General features: G+C 61.5%; 22 protein-coding genes. 7 read left to right on the top strand and 15 right to left on the bottom strand.

Going from position 1 to position 24,169, the window contains the following annotated elements:
- On the top strand, positions 1 to 893 hold an 893-nt coding region (locus CWM53_RS06445; RefSeq protein ID WP_319829938.1), incomplete at its 5' end, for an ATP-dependent helicase C-terminal domain-containing protein.
- Between the two features lie 3 nt (positions 894 to 896).
- On the opposite strand, the gene CWM53_RS06450 is transcribed toward CWM53_RS06445, so the two are convergent.
- From CWM53_RS06450 to CWM53_RS30850, 14 genes are read right to left on the bottom strand one after another with little or no spacing between them, the layout of a single operon-like run.
- Entirely contained in the window at positions 897 to 1,697 is an 801-nt protein-coding gene (locus CWM53_RS06450; RefSeq protein WP_074386847.1) for a prepilin peptidase, read from the bottom strand.
- 2 nt (positions 1,698 to 1,699) lie between these two features.
- Positions 1,700 to 2,440 carry a type II secretion system protein N gene (locus CWM53_RS06455; protein WP_100729978.1) on the bottom strand — a complete coding sequence of 247 codons (741 nt, stop codon included), beginning with the start codon at positions 2,438 to 2,440 and terminating at the stop codon, positions 1,700 to 1,702.
- Positions 2,430 to 2,915, bottom strand: coding sequence for a type II secretion system protein M (locus CWM53_RS06460; RefSeq protein WP_100729977.1), 486 nt, complete (start codon positions 2,913 to 2,915; stop codon positions 2,430 to 2,432). Before CWM53_RS06460 ends, CWM53_RS06455 begins: the two co-directional genes overlap by 11 nt.
- A complete protein-coding gene (gene gspL, locus CWM53_RS06465) occupies positions 2,908 to 4,104 on the bottom strand; it encodes a type II secretion system protein GspL (RefSeq protein ID WP_100729976.1) in 1,197 nt (398 codons plus the stop codon). The genes CWM53_RS06460 and gspL overlap by 8 nt, the downstream gene beginning before the upstream one ends.
- A complete protein-coding gene (gene gspK / locus CWM53_RS06470; RefSeq protein WP_100729975.1) occupies positions 4,097 to 5,077 on the bottom strand; it encodes a type II secretion system minor pseudopilin GspK in 981 nt (326 codons plus the stop codon). The genes gspL and gspK overlap by 8 nt, the downstream gene beginning before the upstream one ends.
- Positions 5,074 to 5,670, bottom strand: a complete 597-nt coding sequence (gene gspJ, locus CWM53_RS06475; protein WP_074386843.1) for a type II secretion system minor pseudopilin GspJ — start codon at positions 5,668 to 5,670, stop codon at positions 5,074 to 5,076. The genes gspK and gspJ overlap by 4 nt, the downstream gene beginning before the upstream one ends.
- Positions 5,667 to 6,032 carry a type II secretion system minor pseudopilin GspI gene (gene gspI / locus CWM53_RS06480; protein ID WP_004894160.1) on the bottom strand — a complete coding sequence of 122 codons (366 nt, stop codon included), beginning with the start codon at positions 6,030 to 6,032 and terminating at the stop codon, positions 5,667 to 5,669. Before gspI ends, gspJ begins: the two co-directional genes overlap by 4 nt.
- Positions 6,029 to 6,544, bottom strand: a complete 516-nt coding sequence (gspH, locus tag CWM53_RS06485) for a type II secretion system minor pseudopilin GspH (RefSeq protein ID WP_100729974.1) — start codon at positions 6,542 to 6,544, stop codon at positions 6,029 to 6,031. The genes gspI and gspH overlap by 4 nt, the downstream gene beginning before the upstream one ends.
- Entirely contained in the window at positions 6,544 to 6,966 is a 423-nt protein-coding gene (gene gspG / locus CWM53_RS06490; protein WP_002889054.1) for a type II secretion system major pseudopilin GspG, read from the bottom strand. The genes gspH and gspG overlap by 1 nt, the downstream gene beginning before the upstream one ends.
- A gap of 20 nt (positions 6,967 to 6,986) precedes the next feature.
- Entirely contained in the window at positions 6,987 to 8,201 is a 1,215-nt protein-coding gene (gspF, locus tag CWM53_RS06495) for a type II secretion system inner membrane protein GspF (RefSeq protein ID WP_074386841.1), read from the bottom strand.
- Position 8,202: 1 nt separating this feature from the next.
- On the bottom strand, positions 8,203 to 9,696 hold the full coding sequence (gspE, locus tag CWM53_RS06500; protein WP_074386840.1) for a type II secretion system ATPase GspE: 1,494 nt from the start codon (positions 9,694 to 9,696) through the stop codon (positions 8,203 to 8,205).
- Positions 9,693 to 11,666 carry a GspD family T2SS secretin variant PulD gene (gene pulD / locus CWM53_RS06505; RefSeq protein ID WP_165785033.1) on the bottom strand — a complete coding sequence of 658 codons (1,974 nt, stop codon included), beginning with the start codon at positions 11,664 to 11,666 and terminating at the stop codon, positions 9,693 to 9,695. The genes gspE and pulD overlap by 4 nt, the downstream gene beginning before the upstream one ends.
- A gap of 9 nt (positions 11,667 to 11,675) precedes the next feature.
- On the bottom strand, positions 11,676 to 12,518 hold the full coding sequence (gene gspC, locus CWM53_RS06510; protein WP_074386838.1) for a type II secretion system protein GspC: 843 nt from the start codon (positions 12,516 to 12,518) through the stop codon (positions 11,676 to 11,678).
- A complete protein-coding gene (locus CWM53_RS30850; protein ID WP_004219434.1) occupies positions 12,503 to 12,640 on the bottom strand; it encodes a hypothetical protein in 138 nt (45 codons plus the stop codon). Before CWM53_RS30850 ends, gspC begins: the two co-directional genes overlap by 16 nt.
- Before the next feature lie 184 nt (positions 12,641 to 12,824).
- On the opposite strand from CWM53_RS30850, the gene pulA reads away from it, so the two are divergent.
- Complete coding sequence (gene pulA / locus CWM53_RS06515; RefSeq protein ID WP_100729973.1) at positions 12,825 to 16,133, top strand: pullulanase-type alpha-1,6-glucosidase; 3,309 nt, start codon at positions 12,825 to 12,827, stop codon at positions 16,131 to 16,133.
- A gap of 256 nt (positions 16,134 to 16,389) precedes the next feature.
- On the top strand, positions 16,390 to 16,947 hold the full coding sequence (gene gspB, locus CWM53_RS06520; protein WP_100631610.1) for a type II secretion system assembly factor GspB: 558 nt from the start codon (positions 16,390 to 16,392) through the stop codon (positions 16,945 to 16,947).
- Positions 16,948 to 16,986: 39 nt separating this feature from the next.
- Here the strand turns inward: gspB and gspS are convergent, their stop codons facing one another.
- Positions 16,987 to 17,361 (bottom strand): type II secretion system pilot lipoprotein GspS, encoded by a 375-nt coding sequence (gspS, locus tag CWM53_RS06525; RefSeq protein WP_064180730.1) that lies wholly within the window; start codon positions 17,359 to 17,361, stop codon positions 16,987 to 16,989.
- Positions 17,362 to 17,948: 587 nt separating this feature from the next.
- Here gspS and mrcB point away from each other — a divergent pair.
- The 4 genes from mrcB to CWM53_RS06555 form a co-directional block, all read left to right on the top strand.
- Entirely contained in the window at positions 17,949 to 20,504 is a 2,556-nt protein-coding gene (gene mrcB, locus CWM53_RS06540) for a bifunctional glycosyl transferase/transpeptidase (protein ID WP_100729971.1), read from the top strand.
- A gap of 234 nt (positions 20,505 to 20,738) precedes the next feature.
- On the top strand, positions 20,739 to 22,946 hold the full coding sequence (fhuA, locus tag CWM53_RS06545) for a ferrichrome porin FhuA (RefSeq protein WP_100729970.1): 2,208 nt from the start codon (positions 20,739 to 20,741) through the stop codon (positions 22,944 to 22,946).
- Positions 22,947 to 22,991: 45 nt separating this feature from the next.
- Entirely contained in the window at positions 22,992 to 23,789 is a 798-nt protein-coding gene (fhuC, locus tag CWM53_RS06550; RefSeq protein WP_012968912.1) for a Fe3+-hydroxamate ABC transporter ATP-binding protein FhuC, read from the top strand.
- On the top strand, positions 23,789 to 24,169 hold a 381-nt coding region (locus CWM53_RS06555), incomplete at its 3' end, for an ABC transporter substrate-binding protein (protein ID WP_165785032.1). The genes fhuC and CWM53_RS06555, both read left to right, overlap by 1 nt.

A 24,169-nucleotide genomic window follows, 5' to 3' on the forward strand; every position in this document is an offset into this window, starting at 1 on the left:
CGAACGGCATGGGCGCGATGCTGGACGCCGACGACGCGCTGGGCCGCCATGAGTGGCTGATCGCTCCGCTGCTGCTGCAGGGCAGCGCCTCGCCGGATGCCCGCATGCTGCTGGCGCTGCCGGTGGATATCGGCGAGCTGATCGCCGCCCGTCCCGAGCTGGCGCAGCGTTCCGACACGGTGGAGTGGGATGAAGCGCAGGGGACGCTGAAAGCCTGGCGGCGGACGGTGATAGGCCAGCTGGTGATCAAGACCCAGCCGCTGGCGAAGCCCTCTGAGGCGGAGCTGCATCAGGCGATGCTCAACGGGATTCGTGAGAAAGGCCTCGGTGTGCTCAACTGGACGCCAGAGGCTGAGCAGCTGCGACTGCGGCTACAGTGTGCGGCGCAGTGGCTGCCGGAAGAGGCGTGGCCCGCGGTGGATGACGCTTCGCTGTTGGCCTCGCTGGAGGCATGGCTGCTGCCGCAGATGAACGGCGTTCACTCGCTGCGGGCGCTGAAGGCGCTGGATCTGCGTCAGGCGCTACAGGACTGGCTGCCGTGGCCGCTGCGCCAGAAGCTGGATCGCGAGCTGCCGACGCACTATACCGTGCCGACCGGCAGCCGTCTGGCGATCCGTTACCATGCGGAGAACCCGCCGGCGTTGGCGGTGCGTATGCAGGAGATGTTCGGCGAGGCCGCGACGCCGGTTATCGCCGAGGGGCGGGTGCCGCTGGTGCTGGAGCTGCTGTCGCCCGCCCAGCGTCCGCTGCAGATCACCCGCGATCTGAGCGCCTTCTGGCAGGGGAGCTACCGCGAGGTGCAGAAAGAGATGAAGGGACGCTACCCGAAACACGTCTGGCCGGACGATCCGGCCAACACCGCCCCGACCCGGCGCAGCAAAAAATATTCGTAGTCGCTAGACCATCTGCTGCCAGAGAAAAATGCCCCCTCCGGCCAGCGCCAGCCAGGGGCCGAAGGCCAGCGGCTGCTGCAGCGACTGCCGGGACCACAGGCGCTGCAGCAGGGTCCACACCAGTCCGCTGGCCGACGCGAGCAACAGCACCTGCGGCAGAACCTGCCAGCCGCACCAGGCGCCCAGCGCCGCCAGCAGCTTAAAATCGCCATAGCCCAGCGCCTCTTTCCCGGTCAGCAGGCGGAACAGCCAGTAGACCGACCACAGCGCCAGATAACCGGCCATCGCCCCGGCGACCGCGTCCGGCAGGGCAATGTACACCTCGTTAAGATTAAACAGTAGCCCGGCCCACAGCAGGGGCAGTGTCAGACGGTCAGGCAGCAGTTGGGTTCGGGCGTCAATCCGCGCCAGCATCAGCAGGAACGAGAGCAGCACCAGGCCGCCCGCCAGCGGCAGGCCCGGCGCGAGCAATGCCCCGGCGAGCATAAACAGCAGGCCGGTGGCCAGCTCGGTCAGCGGATAGCTCCACGCGATGGGCGCCTGACAGCAGCGGGCGCGGCGGCCCAGCCAGAGAAAGCTGAGCAGCGGGATATTGTCCCGCCAGGCGATCGGCTGGCGGCACTGCGGGCAGGATGATCTCGGGGTGCTGAGGCTTATCCGCTCGTCGTCCGCGGTCTGGGTCAGCATGCGCGGCAGGCGATAGATCACCACGTTGTAAAAGCTGCCCAGCGCCAGGCCGAACAGCAGCAGGAAGCCATACCAGACAAGGGGAAAGTGCAGCGATAATGCCGTTAATGTCGTCATTTTTACTCCTGGTGTAACCATTTTCCCTGAATCTGCCACGGTGTGCGGCCTGACTCGTTTTTAGCGGCGGGGCGCGTGACCAGCAGCGCCAGCAGGGGCGGCATCCCCTGCCGGGGCTGCAGCGTACCGCGAAACAGATAGCGGCCATCGGGCGACAGGGCCCCCTGGCCGCTGAGGCTCAGCTGATGAGAATCCTGGCGGAGGGTCAGCGCCACGGCGCCGTCCGCCGTACAGCGGAAGGTGCCATTAACCTGGGCCAGCTCCAGGCTGCCGACCGGGGAGTGCAGTCGGGCCTGACGCCACTGCGCGCCTCCGGCGGTGATTTGTCGGCAGCGCCCCTCGCTGAAGTGCGCTTCGGCCAGGCTGAAAGTGACCTCTCCCTCGGCGCTGACGGGCATGGTCGACATCAACCAGCGGCTGAGCAGGCTGGCGGGGGCGGTGAGCCGCCCGTCCTGCAGGCGCAGATCGCGCAGGCCCCACAGCCGGGCCTGCCCCTCCACGCCGCGGGGATCGCTGAGAGAGACCTGCCAGCCAGCCAGGGTCAGCGACCACGCCAGTCGTTCAAGCCGTTCGCCATGCCAGTAGACCGGCTGCGCTGTGCCGCGCCAGACGCTGCCGCTAAGGCTGCCCACCTGTACGCCGGGCTGCAGCATCGGGACCAGCAGGCGCGCCGGGGCGGTAGCAGCCAGCCACAGCAGATAGAGCGCCAGCAGCAGCGCCACCGCGATCCCTTTAGCTTTCATCGTCGCGCTCCAGCAGCAGATGGTTGACCGTAACCCAGCCGGGCCGCGACGGCTGCCCGGTCACGGACAAGGAGACTGCGTTGACGCCGCGCATCGCCGGGGCGTCGAGCCACGCCATCAGCGCCTGGAAGGTGCAGGGCTGGAGGGTGACCTGCAGACGTTTTCCCTGCGGCTGCAGGCGGGCGACGGCCAGCCCGTGGCTCGCCGCCTCGCGCATCACCAGGGCGGTGAGCGCCTCTTTTGCCACCGGCGTGGGCTGCTGGCTGAGCTGCTGCAGGCGCAGAGTCTGCTGCGTCATCCAGCGCAGACTGGCCTGCTCTTTCATCAGGGTTTGTCGCCACTGCGCCTCACGGGCTCGCCAGGGCTGCCACAGTCCGTACCAGAGAGCGCATACCCCCAGCAGCCCCGCGAGTCCGAGCAGCAGGCGCTGCTCGGACGGCGTGCGCTGCCGCCACCAGATAAGCAGATTAGTCATTGTTTTCCTCCAGCGTCAGTTGTCCCTCAATGCCGTCCGGTTTCGTGGTCATGTCGCCTGGCCGGACGCGAAACCGTGTCTGCGCCCGCTGGGTGAACTGCTCCAGCGCCCGGGAAGAGACCGCGGCGATATCCAGCTGCAGACGGTTGCCCGCGGCATCCCAGCTCAGCGCCCGCAGGCGGATCCCCGGCGTGTCGCTGAGGATGTTTTGCAGCGCGCTGAGGCGATCGACGAGGGGGGCATGCTGCGCCTGACGGGCGAGGGTTTGCAGGTGTTGCTGCATCTGCAGTCGCGGATTAATCACCTTTTTCTCCGTCGGAAACCAGCGATGATAGAAAGCCCGGCTGGCCTGCTGCGCCGCCTCGGCCTGACGCGCCAGATCGAGATGGTCCAGCACGCTGTTTGTCCCCACCAGTAACGCCAGAGCTAGTGCGGCATACTGCGCCGAACGCCAGGTCGCCTGTGCAGGCCGCCGCCGACGGACGGCGAATTCCCCCTGCAGCAGACTGAGCTTCTGCGCTGCCGGATGGCGTGCGGCAAGGGTCAGCAATGTCTGCGCAGGTTGCGCCCGCCAGACGCCCGGCGCTGCGGGCGGCGGTGAATAGCTGTCGATGACTTGCTCTTCCGCCTCGCTCTGCAGCAGCTCCGTCAGCCAGACGTTTTCCGCCGCCATGCCGCCCCACGGCTGGTGGCGGATCAGCCACTGCTCGTCTACCTGCACCGCGCTCCACGCGGGCGGATGCCAGGGCAGGGCCAGCACGTCGGGCGTCAACGCCAGGGGCCGAAGGGAGAGCGACTCGCAGCGGGCCAGCCAGTCGCGCATTTTTTGCCGCTGTACGGCGACGATCTCGCACTGCGCCTGCTGGCGGTGGAGCAGGGCAAAATGGGTGGCTTCGACATCGTCGGCCAGCTGCTCTTCCAGCAGGAATGGGGCGACCTGCAGCGGCGGTTTACGCAAGCCCGCCGGCAGGGTGAGCGAGTGAAACGCGCAGTCGCTGGCCGGGATCAGCACCCAGGCGGGGTAGTGCGCCGCCAGCGCCGGGAAAGGGCTGGCGTCGTCAGCCGGCCACCGGCCGCTGGCCTCGTGGTGCGGCTCGCCGGGGGCGAAGAGTTGCCAGTGCAGCGGCGCCTGCCCGGGGGCGAAGCGCACGATCAGCATGGCCTGGGGAGAAGCGTTAAACTTATTCATCGACCACCATAGAGAGTCCATATCGCCGCTGGACGACGGTAAACGTGCGCCCCTCCTGTTGCAGGACGCTGTGCAGCTGAAAGCGAAGATTGCCGGTCACCACGGTAAAGGCGGCGATAAAGCGCGTGCTGTGCACCGTCAGCCAGGGGCGGGCAAGCGTGGTATCGGTTTTCTGCAGCGTCGGCTGCGCGAGAAACGCAGCGACGCTGCTCCAGCCGGTTCGTGGGCGGTTGTGCAGCAGCTGTTGCGCCTCCTGCAGCGTCAGCTCGCCGGGAAAGAGGGCCACCAGCAGAGCGGCCTGGGAGGGCCGCAGGGTGTTGACATTGACCTGCAGCGCGTCATCCGGCTGGACGCAGACGAAGGGGAGCAGGCGCTGATAGAGCGCGGCGTCCATACCCGCCAGCAGGCGCAGCTCGCTGACATCCTGCATCGGCTGGTTGGCGGCGAGATAGCCCGGGGTTTGCGCCATATAGACCTCATCCTCTGCTCCGTTCAGCCGCGGCTGGCCGTCGCTGTCCGTCCAGTCGCCAAGGGCGGCGGCGATCTGGCTGGCGCGCAGCGGTGACTCGCCGAGCAGCGCCAGCAGCCGGACGAAGACGTCGGTCGGGTAGGGCGTTCCGCTGCTGGTTTCATCCGCGCGATGGTTGATGGCATTAAGGTTAAAGCAGGCGTGCCCGTCGCGGATCGTCGCGAGGATTTCGCCATCGTCGAGGGTAAAGCGGCGCCCCTCCTGCGCCCAGGTTTGCGCCAGGTTCGTTTGACTGGGTGAGTCCAGCGCATCGCGTTGCAGCAGCGCGGCGGCCATGTTTTCCGCCGCCAGGGCGTACCATCTGGCCTGCAGATTATCGAGGGTCACGGCGGTATGCTGATACATGACCGCGGTGCGTTCGGTCATGGCGCTGGCGAGGATCATCATCAGGGCGAGGATGAACAGCACCATCAGGAGCGCGACGCCGCGTTGCCTATTTTTCACTGGCTGCCTCCCGGGGTGAGTAAAAACAGGCGGGTTATCTCCCCGCTTTTCGCCAGCGTCAGGGTGATCTCCAGCCCCTGCGGCAGCGTCTGCGAGCGATCCCAGGTCTCCTGCCAGCGTCCGTCAGCGTAGAACCGCAGGCGAAACGCCGTCACCTCGCGCAATACCACCCGAACCGTCGGCTGGCTGCCGGTCAGCGGATCCTGCTGATCGAAGCTCAGTCGCTCAAGCTGCTGCTGACGCAGACGGTAGCTGACGTTCTGGATCTCCGAGCGCGGGAGGATCCCCAGCGGGTTCGGCCAGCCGCTGCGGCTGAAGGCCAGCCCCCAGTCGTCGCTCTGCAACTGGAAACGTCCGGCGAAGAAAAGCGTGTCGCTGTTTCTGGCGCGACGGGGAATGATGTGCGTGACATCGTCGGCGATCTGGCGAAAGGCGCGCTGGAGGGCGGCGATCTGCTGGCTCTTCTCGCGGGTCAGGCCATCGGCGCGGATGACGTTCTGCAGTACCATCACGGCGGCGGCGCTAAGGACGGCGAGGATAGCCAGCGCCAGCAACGTTTCAATCAGGGTGAAACCGCGCATCCTGGTTATCATGGCGGCGTCACCCAGGTGCGCAGGGTTGCCAGCGGCGCGGGATCGCTTTTTTGCCGCCGGACCTCCACGTCCAGCGCCCGCAGCTGCGGCAGCGCGGTTTCCACCCCCTGCCAGCGGACAAACCAGCGCGTTCCGGCGGCTTCCACAGTGGTTTCGGACCAGCTGAGGGCGGGCCAGCGTTTCTCCAGCCGCAGCTGTACCAGCTGATTATCCGCCAGCCAGCTGGCGAGGATTTTCTCTTCCATACGCCCAAGCTGGCGCGTCTGCTGCAGGGTGGACTGCATCACCGCCAGGCCGGCGAGCGCGAAAATCACCAGCGCGACCATCACTTCGATAAGCGTCATCCCGGCCTGGCGTTTCATGGCTGCTCCCGCGCCGCCAGCGGCTGGCTGTCACCCTGGGCGTCGATGTTGATGCCCGTCGCGGTGTCAATTCGCAACTGAAATGGCGTGACTTCGCCGCCGGGAAAAATAAGTACGTCGGGCTGCTCGCCCGGCGTCCACGCCTGGCCGTCGGGAAAGCGCAGCGTCAGCCTGGTCCGGGGGAGGGTTTCCGTCGTGGTGACGCGTCCGGCCTGCAGCGGCAGCCACTGCGCGTTGCCCCACCGGTCATCAGCCGCCGCCGGAGCGTCTTCGTCGGCAGGCTGCAGGCGCATAAACTGCCAGCGGTCGGGGTGGATGACGATGCCGAAGAGCTGACCGGTTTGCTGCCCGCGCTCGCGGACAAAATCCAGCTGCGCCTGAAAGCGCGCCAGGATCTGTGTGGCCTCCTGGGTGCGGGCGGAGGGAAACGCCAGCAGCACCATGCTGGCGCTGACGCCAATCAGCAGCAGGACCAGCATCATCTCAAGGAGCGTGAAACCGCGCTGAGACACTATTTCTTCCCGAGGGTCCAGTTGCCGATGTCGTCATTGGTATCGGGCATCCCGTCCGGACCGACGCTGAAGACGTCGATGGCGCCATGCTGACCCGGGCTTAACAGCTGATACTCATTTCCCCACGGGTCCTGCGGCAGGCGGCGGATATAGCCGCCTTCCGGGTAGTTGCGGGCGTGCGGCTCGGCAGCCGGGGCGGTCACCAGCGCCTGCAGTCCCTGCTCGGTGTTGGGGTAGCGGCTGTTGTCCAGTTTATACATATCCAGCGCCCCCTCGAGCGCCACCAGATCGCTGACGACTTTCTGGCGGTCCGCTTTCTCCTTGTTGCCCATCAGGTTGGGCACCACCAGGCTGGCGAGAATGCCGAGAATGACGATCACCACCATAATTTCCAGTAACGTGAAACCGCGTTGCCGTTGCATAGTTTTCTCCATTAATACAGTCACATACTCATAAGGGTGTTCAGTTGCAGGATCGGCTGCAGGATAGCCAGCACGATAAACAGCACCATGCCGGCCATGGTGACCACCAGCAGGGGTTCAAACAGACTGAGGGCCATCTGGATCTGCGCGCTCAGCTCCCGGTCCTGGTTCTCCGCCGCGCGTTCCAGCATCGCGGTCAACTCGCCGCTCTGTTCGCCGCTGGCGATCATGTAGCGCATCATCGGCGGGAACAGGGCGGTGGATTCCAGCGCGCGATGCAGACTGACGCCTTCGCGTACCGATTCGCTGGCCGCCGCCAGCTGGCTGCGCGCCCAGGCGTTGCTGAGGACGCCGGCGCTGATGCGCATCGACAGCAGTAGCGGCACCGCGCTGGCATTGAGAATGCTTAAGGTGCGGGCGTAGCGCGCGCTGTTCACGCTGCGCGCCACGCGTCCGATGACCGGCAGGCGCAGCAGCATCCGGTCCCAGGCGAGCCGCCGGGCGGGCTGGCGCAGCAGATAACGCAGCGTCAGCAGCGCCAGTAGCGACAGCAGCACCAGCCAGGGCCCCGCGCTGCGCACGATATCGCTCAGGCTCATCAGCAGCCGGGTGGAGAACGGCAGGGCCTGTTTCAGATGAACAAACTGCTCAACGACTTTCGGGACCACAGTGGAGAGCAGAATGGCGATCACGCTGATGGCGACCAGCGTTAGCACGATGGGATAGATCATTGCCTGCAGCAGGCGGGCGCGAAGCTGCTGGCGCTGCTCGGTATAGTCCGCCAGCCGGTTAAGCACGCCGTCGAGATGGCCGGAGGTTTCGCCAGCCGCCACCATAGCGCAGAACAGCCCGTCGAAGCAGGCGGGATAGCCGCGCATCGCCTCCGCCAGCGAATGGCCTTCGAGTACTTTGCTGCGCACCCCGGCCATTAACGTTCTCAGCGGCGCCTTTTCGCACTGCTGGGCGACGGCGTCGAGCGCCTTTTCCAGCGGGATCCCGGCGGCGACCAGGGTGGCCAGCTGGCGGGTGAGCAGGGCTAAATCACCGGCGCTGGTACGCCGGGTGAGGGATCCGCTGCGCCACAGCCGGCGCGCCGGGTCGGCGGCGGTCACTTCCAGCGCCAGCCAGCCGTTGTCCCGCAGCAACTGGCGGGCGTGGCGGGCGGAGTCGGCCTGCTGAACGCCGCGGCGGGTTTTGCCCTGCGGGTCCAGCGCCTGATAGCGAAACAGGGCCATCTCAGAGGCTTTCCGTCGTTTGCTGTTCGGTGACCCGCATCACCTCCTCCCAGCTGGTGATCCCCGCCAGCGCTTTGTCGCGTCCGGCATGACGCAGGGTCTGCCAGGCTGGCCCCAGCTGCTGGATCAGGGTGATCTCATTCTCGCCGCGGTGGATAGCGGCACGGACGCGGTCGTCAATCAGCAGCAGTTCATGAATACCGGTGCGTCCGCGATAGCCGATGAAATTACACTCCGCGCAGCCTCTTGGCTGCCATAGCGGCGTGCCGACCGGAACCTCCATCTGCCGGGCGGTGTCGGCATCCGCCTGCCTGGGTTGACGGCAGTGCGGGCACAGTTGGCGCACCAGCCGCTGCGACATCACCGCCAGCAGCGACGTGGAGAGTAAAAAAGGTTCCACGCCCATATCCTGCAGACGGGAAATGGCGCCCAGCGCGCTGTTGGTGTGCAGGGTCGACAGCACCAGGTGCCCGGTCAGCGAGGCCTGAACGGCGATCTGGGCGGTTTCGCCATCGCGGATTTCTCCCACCAGTACCACATCCGGATCCTGGCGCAGTATGGCGCGCAGGCCGCGGGCGAAAGTCATATCGACTTTGGCGTTGACCTGAGTCTGGCCGATGCCCTCCAGCTCATACTCCACCGGATCTTCAATGGTCATGATATTGCGTTCGTGGGCGTCGAGACGGCTGAGGGCGGCATACAGGGTAGTGCTTTTCCCCGACCCGGTCGGCCCGGTGACCAGAATAATGCCGTGTGGCCGGGCGATCAGCGCGTCGACCCGATCGAGCAGGGCCGGGGGCATGCCCAGCGTCAGCAGATCCAGGTTGACGCTGTTTTTGTCCAGCAGGCGCAAGACGACGCGTTCGCCGTGGCTGGAGGGCAGGGTGGAGACGCGGACATCGATCGCCCGTCCGCCGATGCGCAGCGCCATCCGACCATCCTGAGGGATCCGTTTTTCAGCGATATCCAGGCTGGCCATCACCTTGATACGCGAAATTAACAGCGCGGCCAGCCGCCGCTGCGGGCGCAGGATTTCGCGCAGCACGCCGTCGACGCGAAAGCGGATCTGCAGATGGCGCTCATAGGTTTCGATATGGATATCCGAGGCTTTCTCTTTGATGGCCTCGGTGAGCATGGCGTTGATCAGGCGGATGATCGGCGCGTCGTCCTCGCTGTCGAGCAGATCGTCGGTGTCCGGCAGCTCTTCGGCGAGGGTATAGAGGTCGAGCTCATTGCCGATATCGGCCATCATGCGGTGCGCTTCCGCCGAGTCGCGCTGATAGCTGAGCACCAGCACTTTCTCGAACGCGTCCGGCGCCAGACGGCTGACGCTCATCGGGCCGTCTGCCAGGCGACGCGCTTCCAGCAGCGCCCGGGCGGCGGTATCAGCGCGGCACAGCGCTTCGCAGCGTTCGCCGTCGCTGAGCAGCACAAGATGGTGCGCGCGGGCCCAGGCAAAGGGCAACAGCGGACGGCGTTCGGCGGCTGGCGTCATGGTCGGCCTCCGAGGTTAAAGGCGTCAATGGCGGCGCTGACCTGGCGGAAGGCCTGGGTCTCCTGCTTTGGATAGATGTGCAGCAGGTCGTTGCTGAGCGTCGCTTCGCTGCTGTCTTTGCCCCGCTGTTTGGTTTGCGCATTGTCGAATGCGGTGTACTGGCCGGAAGAGGCCTGACGGTACTCATCGCGATCGCGAATGATGGTTGGGCGGATAAACAACATCAGGTTGCGTTTCGACACTTTCTTGCTCTCGGAGCGGAACAGGGCGCCGATCACCGGGATGTCGCCGAGCAGCGGCACTTTGTCGGCGGTATCGGTGACGCTTTTATCCAGCAGCCCACCAACCACCACCGTTTCACCGCTGCCGACCAGCACGGCGTTATTCACCGTCCGGGTATTGAAGGTCGCGCCAAGATCGCTACTGGTGCTGGAGGCCGAGTCGGCGACGCTCGATACCTCCTGCTCAATCTCCAGCAGCACGGCATCGCCTTCGTTAATCTGCGGTTTCACCTTCAGCTTAATGCCGACGGTTTTGCGCTCGACGGTATTAAAGATGTTGTCGCCGGAGGTGGTTTGCGAGCCGGTTAATACCGGAACTTCCTGGCCGACGTTAAAGGTGGCTTGCATGTTGTCGAGGGTCACGATGCTGGGGGTGGCCAGAATATCGTTCTTGGTACTGCTGGAGAGGGCGGTGAGCAGCATCGCCCAGTTCCCCTGATAGAAGCCTGCGGCGATACCGTTAAACGAGCCCAGAGCGCTGGCCAGCGAGCTGCTGACGGTACCGTCTTTGTTGTACTGATTGGCGCCAGCGATAACCGTGGAGATCGGCAGCCCGCTGTTGGTGAACTGGGTCATGCCGGCGTTTTTATTGGCCCACTGGATACCGAGGTTGAGGCCGTCGGCATCCTGCACTTCGGCGATAATCGCCTCCACCAGCACCTGCGGGCGGCGGATATCGAGCTGGGCGATCACCCGCTCAAGATCGTTCATCACGTCCGGCGCCGCGGTGACGATCAGGGCGTTGGTCTGGCCGTGGGCTTTGATAATGATATTTTTGTCGATCGCGGCCACCGGCTTGGCGCTTTGCTTATCGCTCTGCAGCGAGCTGCTGATCCCGGTGAGGACCTCCACCAGATCGGCGGCTTTGGCGTACTTCAGGTAGATGACTTTGGTGTTGCCCTGCACCGCCTGCTGGCGGTCGAGCTGTTTGATCATGGCGATAATGCGCTGGCGCGAGTTTGGCTCGCCGCTGACCAGTACCGCGTTGGTGCGCTCATCGGCCACCACGTTCGCCACCATCGAGCCCGGCAGCGCCGACTTGCTGCTGTCTTTATTGAGCTCGGTAACCAGCTTGACCACCTCCGCGGCGGAGGCCCAGGAGAGGGGAACGGTCACCACGCTGCGATCCCCGGCGTTGTCGACGCGCTCGACAATGGTCAGCAGGCGTTTGATGACCGCTGCGCGGCCGGTCATCAGCAGCACGTTGGAGGGCTCATAATGGACCACGCTGCCGGCGCCGGCGTTATCGTTCAGCTGACGAAGCAGCGGGGCGAGATCGCGGGCGGCGACGTTGGTCAGGGGCACCACCCGGGTGACCACTTCATCGCCTTCGCCCGGTGCAGCCTCGCTGGCGACCGGGACGGCCGAGGTTTTCGCATCTTTAGCCCGCACCACCTTCAGTACGCCGTTATTCATATTGATCACGGCGAAGCCATACACATCCAGCACGCTAAGGAAGAATTGATAATATTGCTCTTCATTGAGCATATCGTAACTGCGTACGGTAATGGTGCCGCGTACGCTGGGATCGATAATCACCGTTTTATTCAGGTTTTTGCTGACGGTATTGATAAACTCCTGGATATCGGTGCCTTTAAAGCTGGCGGAAAATTCTTCTGCGATGGCCGGGCGAAATAGCAGCGGCGTTAATATCAGCAGCGCAGTCAGCATTTTCCGCAGTCGTTTTATGGTTGGCAATTATTCATCCCCCAGCGCGAAAGCGATATCGTGTCGTTGACCTTCTCGCTCAACGGTCAGCGTTATTTCGGTCTGTTCATTCAGGTGTTGCAGCGCCTGCTGTGCTTGCGCCTGATCGCGTAAATCAATGCCATTTAGGGCAATGGCTAAATCATTTTCCTGCAGGCCGGACTGACGAAATAGCGTGGCGTCTTTGCCTGGGTTAAGGCGATAGCCCTGCAGTTTGTCGCCACTGAGCACCGGCGAAATAGATAAATAAGTGAGGATATTTTGCGGCTGTTCGCGGAGTCGCTTCACAAGAGGCGGAGTGGCCGCTGTAGCGGGCGATGACGACGGCGCGCGGGTATCGTTAAATAACAAAATGGCCTCTTTGCGTCCCTGATAGTTAACGATGATCCGGTCGGGAAGAATGGTGACGATCCGCGCATCGTACCCCGGGACAGTATCGCCGACGCTAAGGCTAACCTGCTGATTTCCTTTTTCTATAATGGCGATGGATCGCGCCGGGTTACTGCTGGCGAGCAGACCCGTAAGGCGTAGTTTCAGGCTGGAAACCGGCACCTGATTGAGGTGGGTTGCATCCGTTGGCGCAGGGCTGTTTTTTGCCGCCAGCCCAAACAGGGTAAATACGGGCCGTTCGGTTTTTAATTCCGGCTCCGCCATTGGAGAAGCGGTTAATGGCAGGGCGGAAATATCCTCAGGACTGACAGGGAATACCACGCGCCAGGTTAATTTCGCCAACTGGGGGATAGCGGTTATTAATATGATGAGCGTCACAATTTGTGGTAATAATTTAATTATCCCTTTATTTATATTTGTTAACCCCATCACAGAAACTGGCATTTTAATTCCTTTGCTAATTTATTTTTCTGCACGTTGGCGTAATACCCTACCGAAACAGGTAGGTGATTATTGGCTTTTGAATTATTTATTGCCGGAGAGTGGCGATAAGCGTGGCGAATCATAATCAGTTTGCGGTTTCGGGTCGTCATTCCCTTTATTGATTTACTCCCCCGGCTTCCTACGCCCCCCTCTCATTTGTGGGGGATGATTGCGCCCCGGAAAGCAAAAATATCTAATTAGCGCGCTGTAAAGATATTCATCCTTTCTTACCTTTTATAATTTAATAAGCATATTAGGGACTATCGAATGCTCAGATATACCTGTCATGCCCTATTTCTTGGATCGTTAGTATTATTGAGTGGCTGTGATAACAGCTCTTCCTCTTCACCCTCTGGCTCACCGGGTTCACCAGGCAATCCTGGCAACCCAGGTACTCCCGGCACGCCCGACCCGCAGGATGTGGTCGTCCGCTTACCGGACGTTGCCGTCCCTGGCGAAGCGGAGCAGGCTTCCGCCAACCAGGCTGTCATTCACCTTGTCGATATCGCCGGCATCACCAGCAGCACGCCGGCCGACTATGCGACTAAAAACCTCTATCTGTGGAATAACGAAACCTGTGATGCGCTGAGCGCGCCGGTGGCGGACTGGAATGATGTCAGCACCACGCCGACCGGCAGCGACAAATATGGCCCTTACTGGGTGATCCCGCTGACTAAAGAGAGCGGATGTATCAACGTTATCGTGCGCGATGGCACCAATAAGCTTATCGACAGCGACCTGCGCGTCTCTTTTGGCGATTTCACCGATCGCACGGTATCGGTCATCGCCGGCAACAGCGCGGTCTATGACTCCCGCGCCGACGCTTTCCGCGCCGCCTTTGGCGTGGCGCTGGCCGATGCGCACTGGGTCGATAAAACCACCCTGCTGTGGCCGGGCGGGGAAAATAAACCCATTGTGCGCCTCTATTACAGCCACAGCACTAAGGTGGCCGCCGACAGTAACGGCGAATTTACCGATAAGTATGTCAAGCTGACCCCCACCACTGTCAGCCAGCAGGTGAGCATGCGCTTCCCGCATCTCGCCAGCTATCCTGCCTTTAAGCTGCCGGATGATGTCAACGTCGATGAATTGCTGCAGGGCGAGGCGGTGGCGATATCTGCGGAAAGCGATGGGATCCTGAGCTCCGCCACCCAGGTGCAGACCGCTGGCGTGCTGGACGATACCTATGCCGCCGCCGCCGAGGCGCTGAGCTATGGCGCCCAGCTAACCGATAGCGGCGTGACCTTCCACGTCTGGGCACCTACGGCGCAGCAGGTTGAACTGGTGGTCTACAGCGCCGACAAGAAGGTGGTGGCCAGCCATCCGATGACCCGCGACAGCGCCTCCGGCGCCTGGTCCTGGCAGGGCGGGAGCGACCTGAAGGGCGCGTTCTACCGCTACGCGATGACGGTCTACCACCCGCAGTCGCGTAAAGTCGAGCAGTACGAAGTAACCGATCCCTACGCCCACAGTTTGTCGACCAACTCAGAGTACAGCCAGGTGGTCGATCTGAACGACAGTGCGCTGAAGCCGGAAGGCTGGGACGGGCTGACGATGCCACACGCGCAGAAAACCAAAGCCGACCTGGCGAAAATGACGATCCACGAATCGCATATTCGCGACCTGTCCGCCTGGGATCAAACCGTTCCCGCTGAACTGCGCGGTAAATATCTGGCGCTCACCGCCCAGGACAGCAATATGGTCCAGCATCTGAAACAGCTGTCGGCCTCGGGTGTGACCCATATTGAGCTGCTGCCGGTCTTCGATCTGGCCACGGTCAATGAGTTCAGCGACAAAGTCGCCGATATTCAGCAGCCGTTCAGTCGCCTGTGCGAAATCAACAGCGCGGTGAAGAGCAGCGAGTTCGCGGGCTATTGCGACAGCGGTTCGACGGTCGAAGAGGTGTTGACTCAGCTGAAGCAAAACGACAGCAAGGATAACCCGCAGGTGCAGGCGTTGAACACGCTGGTGGCGCAGACCGACTCCTATAACTGGGGCTACGATCCGTTCCACTACACGGTGCCGGAAGGATCCTATGCCACCGATCCGGAAGGCACGGCGCGTATTAAAGAGTTCCGCACCATGATTCAGGCGATCAAGCAGGATCTGGGGATGAACGTCATCATGGACGTGGTGTATAACCACACCAACGCCGCTGGCCCGACTGACCGCACCTCGGTGCTGGATAAGATCGTCCCCTGGTACTATCAGCGCCTGAATGAAACCACCGGCAGCGTGGAATCGGCCACCTGTTGCTCCGACTCGGCGCCAGAGCACCGGATGTTCGCCAAGCTTATCGCCGATTCACTGGCGGTATGGACCACCGATTATAAGATCGATGGCTTCCGCTTCGACCTGATGGGCTACCACCCGAAAGCACAGATCCTCTCGGCCTGGGAGCGTATTAAGGCGCTGAACCCGGACATTTACTTCTTTGGTGAAGGCTGGGATTCCAACCAGAGCGATCGCTTTGAAATTGCCTCGCAAATCAATCTGAAAGGCACCGGGATCGGCACGTTCTCCGATCGTCTGCGTGACGCCGTGCGCGGCGGCGGGCCGTTCGATTCCGGCGATGCATTGCGCCAGAATCAGGGGGTGGGCAGCGGCGCCGGCGTTCTGCCGAATGAGCTGACCAGCATGACCGACGATCAGGCGCGCCACCTCGCCGATCTGACCCGTCTGGGCATGGCCGGTAACCTTGCGGACTTCGTGCTGATCGACAAAGACGGCGCGGTGAAGAAAGGCAGCGAGATTGACTATAACGGCGCGCCTGGCGGCTATGCGGCTGACCCGACGGAAGTCGTGAACTATGTGTCAAAACACGACAACCAAACGCTGTGGGACATGATCAGCTACAAAGCTGCTCAGGAGGCGGATCTCGATACCCGCGTCCGGATGCAGGCGGTGTCGCTGGCGACCGTGATGCTGGGCCAGGGGATCGCCTTTGACCAGCAGGGCTCGGAGCTGTTGCGCTCTAAATCTTTTACTCGTGATTCGTATGATTCCGGTGACTGGTTTAACCGCGTGGATTACTCCCTGCAGGACAACAACTACAACGTGGGTATGCCGCGCAGCAGCGATGATGGCAGCAACTATGACATCATCGCCCGGGTGAAAGATGCGGTGGCTACTCCGGGTGAAACGGAGCTCAAGCAGATGACCGCGTTTTATCAGGAGCTGACCGCGCTGCGTAAATCGTCTCCGCTGTTTACCCTCGGTGACGGCGCGACGGTGATGAAGCGCGTGGACTTCCGCAACACCGGCACCGATCAGCAGACGGGTCTGCTGGTGATGACCATCGATGACGGGATGCAGGCTGGCGCCAGTCTGGACAGCCGTGTCGACGGCATCGTGGTGGCGATCAACGCCGCACCGGAAAGCCGGACGCTACAGGACTTCGCCGGCACATCGCTGCAGCTGAGCGCCATCCAGCAGGCGGCAGGCGACCATTCGCTGGCGAGCGGCGTGCAGGTTGCCGCTGACGGCTCGGTCACGCTGCCAGCCTGGTCGGTAGCGGTCCTCGAGCTGCCGCAGGGCGAATCGCAGGGCGCTGGCCTGCCGGTGAGCAGTAAATAAGGTGACGTGGGGTGCCCGTGAGGGCGCCTCTGGCTGATGACAAACCTGTTTCGTTATTGTGCTCGCCTTTCTGCCGGGTAGCGGCTTTCGCCTTACCCGGCCTACGAAAGATTGCAATATCAAACAGTTATGCAGTTATCTGTAGGCCCGCGCAAGCGTAGCGCCGCCGGGCAATCCCTGAAGATTGCACTTTGTCAGCAGTCTGGGGCGCCCGTAAGGGCGCCTTCTCTGCACCGTGAGGGAACAGGAGACGGTTGTGATTGTTCGTGATGATAGTGAAAGAGGCATCCCGCCGCTGGTGGCGCATCAGCCGCCGTCCGCGCAGGCAGACGCGCCGGTGAGCCGCGGCCGGATGGTGCAGGTCCCCGGCTGGATTATCCCGCTGTACGCCGGATTATTTATCGCGCTCGGCTGGTTTGGCGGCGAGCAGTGGCGCCATCCGTCACCGCCGCAAACTCTGCCTTTGCCGGTGGCCCATGCGGCGCTTCTGCCGTTAACCGCCGCCGGGGAGACCGCGCCAAAAAACCCGTCGCCGGCGGTAAAACCCAGCGCACCTGCGGCGCCGGTAGTGGACAGCGATACGCTGCCGCCCCTGCGCTACAGCGCCCATATCTACGCCTCGCTACCGGAAAAGCGCAGCATTGTGTTAAACGGCAAAGCGTGGTCGGAGGGCGATTCCCCGTTGCCCAATCTGGTGGTGGAGCAGATCCAGCAGGATGTGACGATTTTTAGCTTCAACGGCACTACATTTACCCTGGCGGCGCTGGATGACTGGCCCGGCGGGAAAATTGACGAGGAGCCGAAAGGGGAATAAGGGGCACGCGCAATAATATGCGCGTTGAGAATATTTTGCTTAGTCGCTGCGCAAACTGGCAATAAAGGGAGCGAGCTGGCGATTAAATTGACTACACTGTGTGGCTTCCGGAGTGCTGTCCTGCAAAAGTTGTTGATAAAGCCGGTCGCTATTTTGGCTTAACGTCGCTACGTCAATATTTCCCCATCCGCGCGCTTTGCCGACATTCACCGCTGCCTGATATATCGTTTCATCGGCGGGCAGATCGCTACGATTACATTTATTCTTGAGATAGCGCGTCCCGGCCGCTACCGACGAGAGCTGCTCCAGCTGCGCCTGGCTGCTGATGGCCGGGCTGAGCGTAGAGGCGGGTTTCTGTTGGCAGCCAGAGAGCATGGCGACCACGCAAAGCGAAAATATAAACGGAATGCGCATAGTAGAGTAATCAAAATAATGAATCACTGGCCGCTAGTTTAACAAATATTCCCTTGGTGTCATCATAAAATATTATTCGGCATAAATGTTAACAGGCTCGCATTTTTATCAGCAGAAAATCAGTTAAACCCCTTTACTTCTCTCAATAATAAATGCTTTCGTCCGGGAAATATATTTTCAGCCGGAGATGATGCCAGTGCGTTTGGCATCATGGCGAGCGTCATTTTTTATGTTATTAAAAAACATACTCTTTCCCATCTTGTTACGTGCGCAGGAGGTAAAATGCTGGTTAAGAATGTCGCATTTTAGTGCTATCCTGTATGCCCTGAACATTACGTGCTATGTTCTGACCATTTCTGCTGGTGATGCGTTTAACATAATGATTTTATGGTGAATTTTTATTGTTAATATCATGTAAAACGAAGCAAGCCAACCTCATGAAAGGCTGGCGGCATGTCCTGCCTGCCAGCAGGTTGTCGTCCGAAGGATAAGCAGCCTGGACGTTAATTTGAGAGATTTCTTCTTCCTCTGTGCAGGGGAAGTATTGAGAATCAGGCCTTTGCGCCTGAACGTTGCGGAGAAAAAGCATGGCGGGAGATGACCGCGAGCCTATCGGACGTAAGGGGAGACCCTCGCGTCCGACAAAACAAAAAGTCACCCGTCGCCGGGTCCGGGAAGAGGACTACGACGACGAGTATGATGACGATGATTATGAGGATGAGAAACCGGTGCCAAGAAAAGGAAAAGGCAACGGCAGCAAACCTCGTCGTAAGCGCCGCTGGCTGTGGCTGCTGGTCAAGCTGGGGATTGTCTTTGCGGTGCTGATTGCCGCCTATGGCGTCTACCTCGATCAGAAAATCCGCAGCCGCATTGACGGTAAAGTTTGGGAGCTGCCGGCCGCGGTCTATGGCCGGATGGTGAACCTTGAGCCGGACATGCAGATCAGCAAAAACGAGATGGTGCGTCTGCTGAATGCCACCCAGTATCGTCAGGTCAGCGCGATGACGCGCCCGGGCGAATACACCGTGCAGGCCAACAGCATCGAGATGATCCGTCGTCCGTTCGATTTCCCGGACAGTAAAGAAGGGCAGGTGCGCGCGCGTCTGACCTTCGATGGCGATCATCTGGATACCATCGAGAATATGGATAATAACCGCCAGTTCGGTTTCTTCCGCCTCGATCCGCGGCTTATCACCATGCTGCAGTCGCCGAACGGTGAGCAGCGCCTGTTCGTGAAGCGCAGTGGCTTCCCGGATCTGCTGGTGGATACGCTGCTGGCGACCGAAGACCGCCACTTCTACGAGCACGATGGTATCAGCCTGTATTCCATCGGCCGCGCCGTGCTGGCGAACCTGACGGCAGGTCGTACGGTGCAGGGGGCGAGTACCCTGACCCAGCAGCTGGTGAAAAACCTGTTCCTCTCCAGCGAGCGCTCCTACTGGCGTAAAGCCAACGAAGCGTATATGGCGCTGATCGTCGACGCCCGCTACAGCAAGGATCGCATTCTTGAGCTGTATATGAACGAGGTGTATCTCGGCCAGAGCGGCGATAACGAAATTCGCGGCTTCCCGCTGGCGAGCCTGTACTACTTCGGCCGTCCGGTGGAAGAGCTGAGCCTCGATCAGCAGGCGCTGCTGGTGGGGATGGTGAAAGGGGCGTCGGTATATAACCCGTGGCGCAACCCGAAACTGGCCCTTGAGCGACGCAATCTGGTACTGCGTCTGCTGCAGCAGCAGCAGGTCATCGACCAGGAGCTGTACGACATGCTGAGCGCGCGTCCGCTGGGCGTACAGCCGCGCGGTGGGGTGATTTCACCGCAGCCGGCGTTTATGCAGATGGTTCGTCAGGAGCTGCAGGCGAAGCTGGGCGACAAAATGAAAGATCTCTCCGGCGTGAAGATCTTCACTACCTTCGACTCGGTAGCCCAGGATGCGGCGGAAAAAGCGGCCTCGGAAGGGATCCCGGTACTGAAGAAACAGCGCAAGCTGGCAGACCTGGAAACCGCCATGGTGGTGGTTGACCGCTTCACCGGCGAAGTGCGGGCAATGGTCGGCGGCGCGGAGCCGCAGTTCGCGGGGTACAACCGCGCGATGCAGGCCCGCCGGTCAATTGGTTCTCTGGCCAAGCCGGCGACCTATCTGACCGCGCTGAGCCAGCCGAATCAGTATCGCCTGAACACCTGGATCGCCGATGCGCCGGTGACCATTCGCCTGTCCAACGGCCAGACGTGGTCCCCGCAGAACGACGATCGTCGCTTCAGCGGTCAGGTGATGCTGGTGGATGCCCTGACCCGCTCGATGAACGTCCCGACGGTTAACCTTGGGATGGCGCTGGGCTTGCCGGCGGTGGTCGATACCTGGACGAAGCTGGGCGCGCCGAAAGATCAGCTCAACGCCGTACCGGCGATGCTGCTTGGCGCGCTGAACCTGACGCCGATTGAAGTGGCGCAGGCCTTCCAGACCATCGCCAGCGGCGGTAACCGCGCGACGCTGTCGGCGCTGCGTTCGGTGATTGCGGAAGATGGCACGGTGCTGTATCAGAGCTACCCGCAGGCGGAACGCGCTGTGCCTGCCCAGGCGGCCTACATGACGCTGTGGACCATGCAGCAGGTGGTGCAGCGCGGGACGGGGCGTCAGCTGGGCGCGAAGTATCCGAGCCTGCATCTGGCGGGGAAAACCGGGACCACCAACAATAACGTCGATACCTGGTTCGCCGGCATCGACGGTAGCCAGGTGACCATCACCTGGGTGGGCCGCGACAACAACCAGCCGACCAAACTGTACGGCGCCAGCGGCGCGATGTCGATTTACCAGCGCTATCTGGCGAACCAGACGCCAACGCCGCTGGCGTTGACGGCGCCGGAAGACGTGGTCGACATGGGCGTGGACAGCAACGGCAACCTCGTCTGCAGCGGTGGCGTGCGTTCGCTGCCGGTCTGGACAACGCAGCCGGATGCGCTGTGCCGCCAGGGCGAGCTGATGCAGCAGCAGCAGTTGCAGCAGCAGGAAGCGAACAACCCGTTTAATCAGTCCGGGCAACAGCAGCCGCAGCAGCAACAACAACAGCAGCAACAGCCGCCGAAGCAGCAGGAAAAGAGCGACGGCGTCGCGGGCTGGATCAAGGATATGTTCGGCAGTAACTGATTTCGGCCGCATGACCTGACCCCTTAGTACGAAAGTATTAAGGGGTTTTTTTATACCTGTAAAAAAGTTAACGCCTCTTTAACTCCATAATAACTATCTGGTTATTAATTCGGCCTTCGGTTTCTCCAGGCGGGCATATCGCTTGCCTTGCCTTCGGCGTTTCGCCTATTATATCGCCCGTCATAATAATAATTATCGTTTACGTTATCATTCACTTTCATCAGAGATATACCCATGGCGCGTCCAAAAACTGCTCAGCCAAATCACTCGCTGCGTAAAATCGCAGTTGTAGTAGCCACGGCGGTTAGCGGCATGTCTGTCTATGCACAGGCTGCGGAACAACCGAAACAAGAAGAAACTATCACCGTCGTTGCGGCACCGGCCGCCCAGGAAAGCGCCTGGGGACCGGCGCCGACCATCGCGGCAAAACGCTCTGCCACGGCGACGAAAACCGATACCCCGATTGAAAAAACGCCGCAGTCTGTCTCGGTGGTCACGCGCCAGGAGATGGAGATGCGTCAGCCGACCACGGTAAAAGAGGCGCTCTCCTATACGCCGAGCGTCTTCTCCACCCGCGGTAGCTCGACCACCTATGATGTGGTCACCATCCGCGGTTTCACTACCTCGACGACCGTCAATACCAACCAGTATCTGGACGGCATGAAGCTGCAGGGGAATAACTACTCTGAAGTCTCCATGGACCCGTATTTCCTCGAGCGCGTGGAAGTGATGCGCGGGCCAACCTCGGTGCTGTATGGCAACAGCAACCCGGGCGGTATCGTCAGCATGGTCAGCAAACGCCCGACCACTGAGCCGCTGAAGGAAGTGCAGTTCAAGATGGGCACCGACAACCTGTGGCAGACCGGGTTTGACTTCAGCGACGCCATTGATGATGCCGGCGTCTGGTCCTATCGCCTGACCGGCCTGGGCCGCAGCCAGGATACCCAGCAGCAGATGGCGAAGTCTACCCGCTATGCGGTGGCGCCGTCCTTTAGCTGGCGCCCGGACGATAAAACAGACTTCACCTTCCTGAGCAACTTCCAGAATGACCCGGATGCGGGCTACTACGGCTGGCTGCCGCGCGAAGGCACCGTGGTGCCGTATTACGACGCCAACGGGAAGGCGCACAAGCTGCCGACCGATTTCAACGAAGGCGAGGCGGATAATAAGATCTCGCGCCGCCAGAAGATGGTGGGTTATAGCTTCTCCCATCAGTTTGATGACACCTTTACCGTGCGGCAGAACCTGCGCTATGCCGAAGTCGATACCTTGTATCGCTCGGTGTACGGGAATGGCTATGTTGCCCCGGGCTACATGAATCGCGCCTATGTGCGTTCTGATGAGCACCTGAACACCTTTACCGTCGATACCCAGCTGCAGTCTGCTTTCGCCACCGGCGCGGTCAGCCATACGCTGCTGACCGGCGTGGATTACTCGCGGATGCGCAACGATGTGGATGCCGACTACGGGACGGCAGATCCTATCAGCATGAGCAACCCGCAATACGGCAACCCGAATATTCAGGTCACTTTCCCGTACGCGGTCCTCAACCGAATGGAGCAGACGGGCCTGTACGCGCAGGATCAGATGGAGTGGGATAAGTGGGTCATGACGCTGGGCGGCCGTTACGATTACGCCACCACCTCAACGTTAACTCGCTCCAGTAACAGCATGGCGGAGAATCACGACCAGCAGTTCACCTGGCGCGGCGGTATCAATTACCTGTTTGATAACGGCATCTCTCCGTACTTCAGCTACAGCGAATCCTTCGAGCCGGTATCGGGTTCCGGGCTTAACGGCCAGCCGTTCGATCCGTCGCGTGGCAAGCAGTATGAAGCTGGCGTGAAATATGTGCCGAAAGACATGCCGGTGGTGGTCACCGCGGCGGTCTATCAGCTGACCAAAGATAAGAACCTGACGGCGGATCCGGCTAACCAGGCGTTCAGCATCCAGACCGGCGAGATCCGCTCCCGCGGCCTTGAGCTGGAGGCGAAAGCGGCGGTGAACGCCAATATCAACGTCACCGCGGCCTACAGCTACACCGATGCGGAATACACTCACGATACGGTGTTCAACGGCAAGCGTCCGGCGGAAGTGCCGCGTAACATGGCGTCGCTGTGGGCGGATTACACCTTCCACGAAACCGCGCTCAGCGGTCTGACGGTCGGCGCCGGGGCACGCTATATCGGTTCAACGGTCAGTTACTACAAAAACGACACCAGCACCGGTAACAAAAATGATGCCTTCAATGTGGCCGGTTATGCGCTGATGGATGCGACGGTGAAATACGATCTGGCGCGCTTTGGCCTGCCGGGCTCTTCGGTCGGCGTCAACGTCAACAACCTGTTTGACCGCGAATATGTCTCCAGCTGCTATAGCGAATACGCCTGCTACTGGGGTGCGGGACGTCAGGTTGTCGCGACCGCAACCTTCCGCTTCTAACTACTCACGGGCGCGGTTCGCCGCGCCCAACATCAGGTTGTTGCTATGCAGGAACAGACTCCGCACTCTGAGACCACCTTTGCGTTAAATGGCGTGACCTTTCGCGTACCGGGTCGCACGCTGCTTCACCCCCTTTCGTTAACCTTCCCGGCAGGAAAAGTGACTGGCCTGATAGGCCATAATGGTTCCGGCAAATCCACCTTACTGAAAATGCTCGGCCGCCATCAGCCGCCTTCCGCAGGCGATGTGCTGCTGGACGGCCAGCCGCTGGAGAGCTGGAGCAGCAAGGCGTTTGCCCGCAAAGTGGCCTATCTGCCGCAGCAACTGCCAGCGGCGGAAGGGATGACAGTTCGCGAGCTGGTGGCGATAGGTCGCTACCCGTGGCACGGCGCGCTGGGGCGCTTCGGCGCGGCGGATCGCGAAAAGGTGGAAGAGGCGATCGCGCTGGTGGGGCTGAAGCCTTTGGCGCAGCGGCTGGTGGACAGCCTCTCCGGCGGCGAGCGTCAGCGGGCGTGGATCGCCATGCTGGTGGCGCAGGATAGCCGCTGCCTGCTGCTTGATGAACCGACCTCGGCGCTGGATATCGCCCATCAGGTTGATGTGCTCGCGCTGGTGCATCGTCTCAGCCAGCAGCGTGGCCTGACGGTGATCGCGGTCCTGCATGATATCAATATGGCTGCCCGCTACTGCGATTATCTGGTCGCGCTGCGCGGTGGGGAAATGATCGCCCAGGGGACGCCAGCAGAACTGATGCGCAGCGACACGCTGGAACAAATCTACGGCATCCCGATGGGGATCCTGCCGCACCCGGCGGGCGCGGCGCCGGTAAGTTTTGTCTATTGATGATGAACCCAACTCTGATAACCCGACGCCGCCTGCTGACGGCGATGGCGCTCTCGCCGCTGCTGTGGCAGATGCGTGGCGCGCAGGCGGCGAACATTGACCCGCAGCGCGTCGTCGCGCTGGAGTGGCTGCCGGCCGAACTGCTGCTGGCGCTTGGCGTCACGCCCTACGGCGTGGCCGACATTCCCAACTATCGCCTGTGGGTGAACGAACCCGCGCTGCCCACGTCGGTAATTGATGTCGGCCTGCGCACCGAACCCAATCTTGAGCTGCTGACGCAGATGAAACCGTCGTTTATCGTCTGGTCGGCAGGCTATGGCCCGTCGCCGGAAAAGCTGGCGCGTATCGCGCCCGGCCGCGGCTTCACCTTCAGCGACGGC

Source organism: Klebsiella sp. A-Nf5 (assembly GCF_002810545.1).
Taxonomy (GTDB): Bacteria; Pseudomonadota; Gammaproteobacteria; order Enterobacterales; family Enterobacteriaceae; genus Klebsiella; species Klebsiella variicola.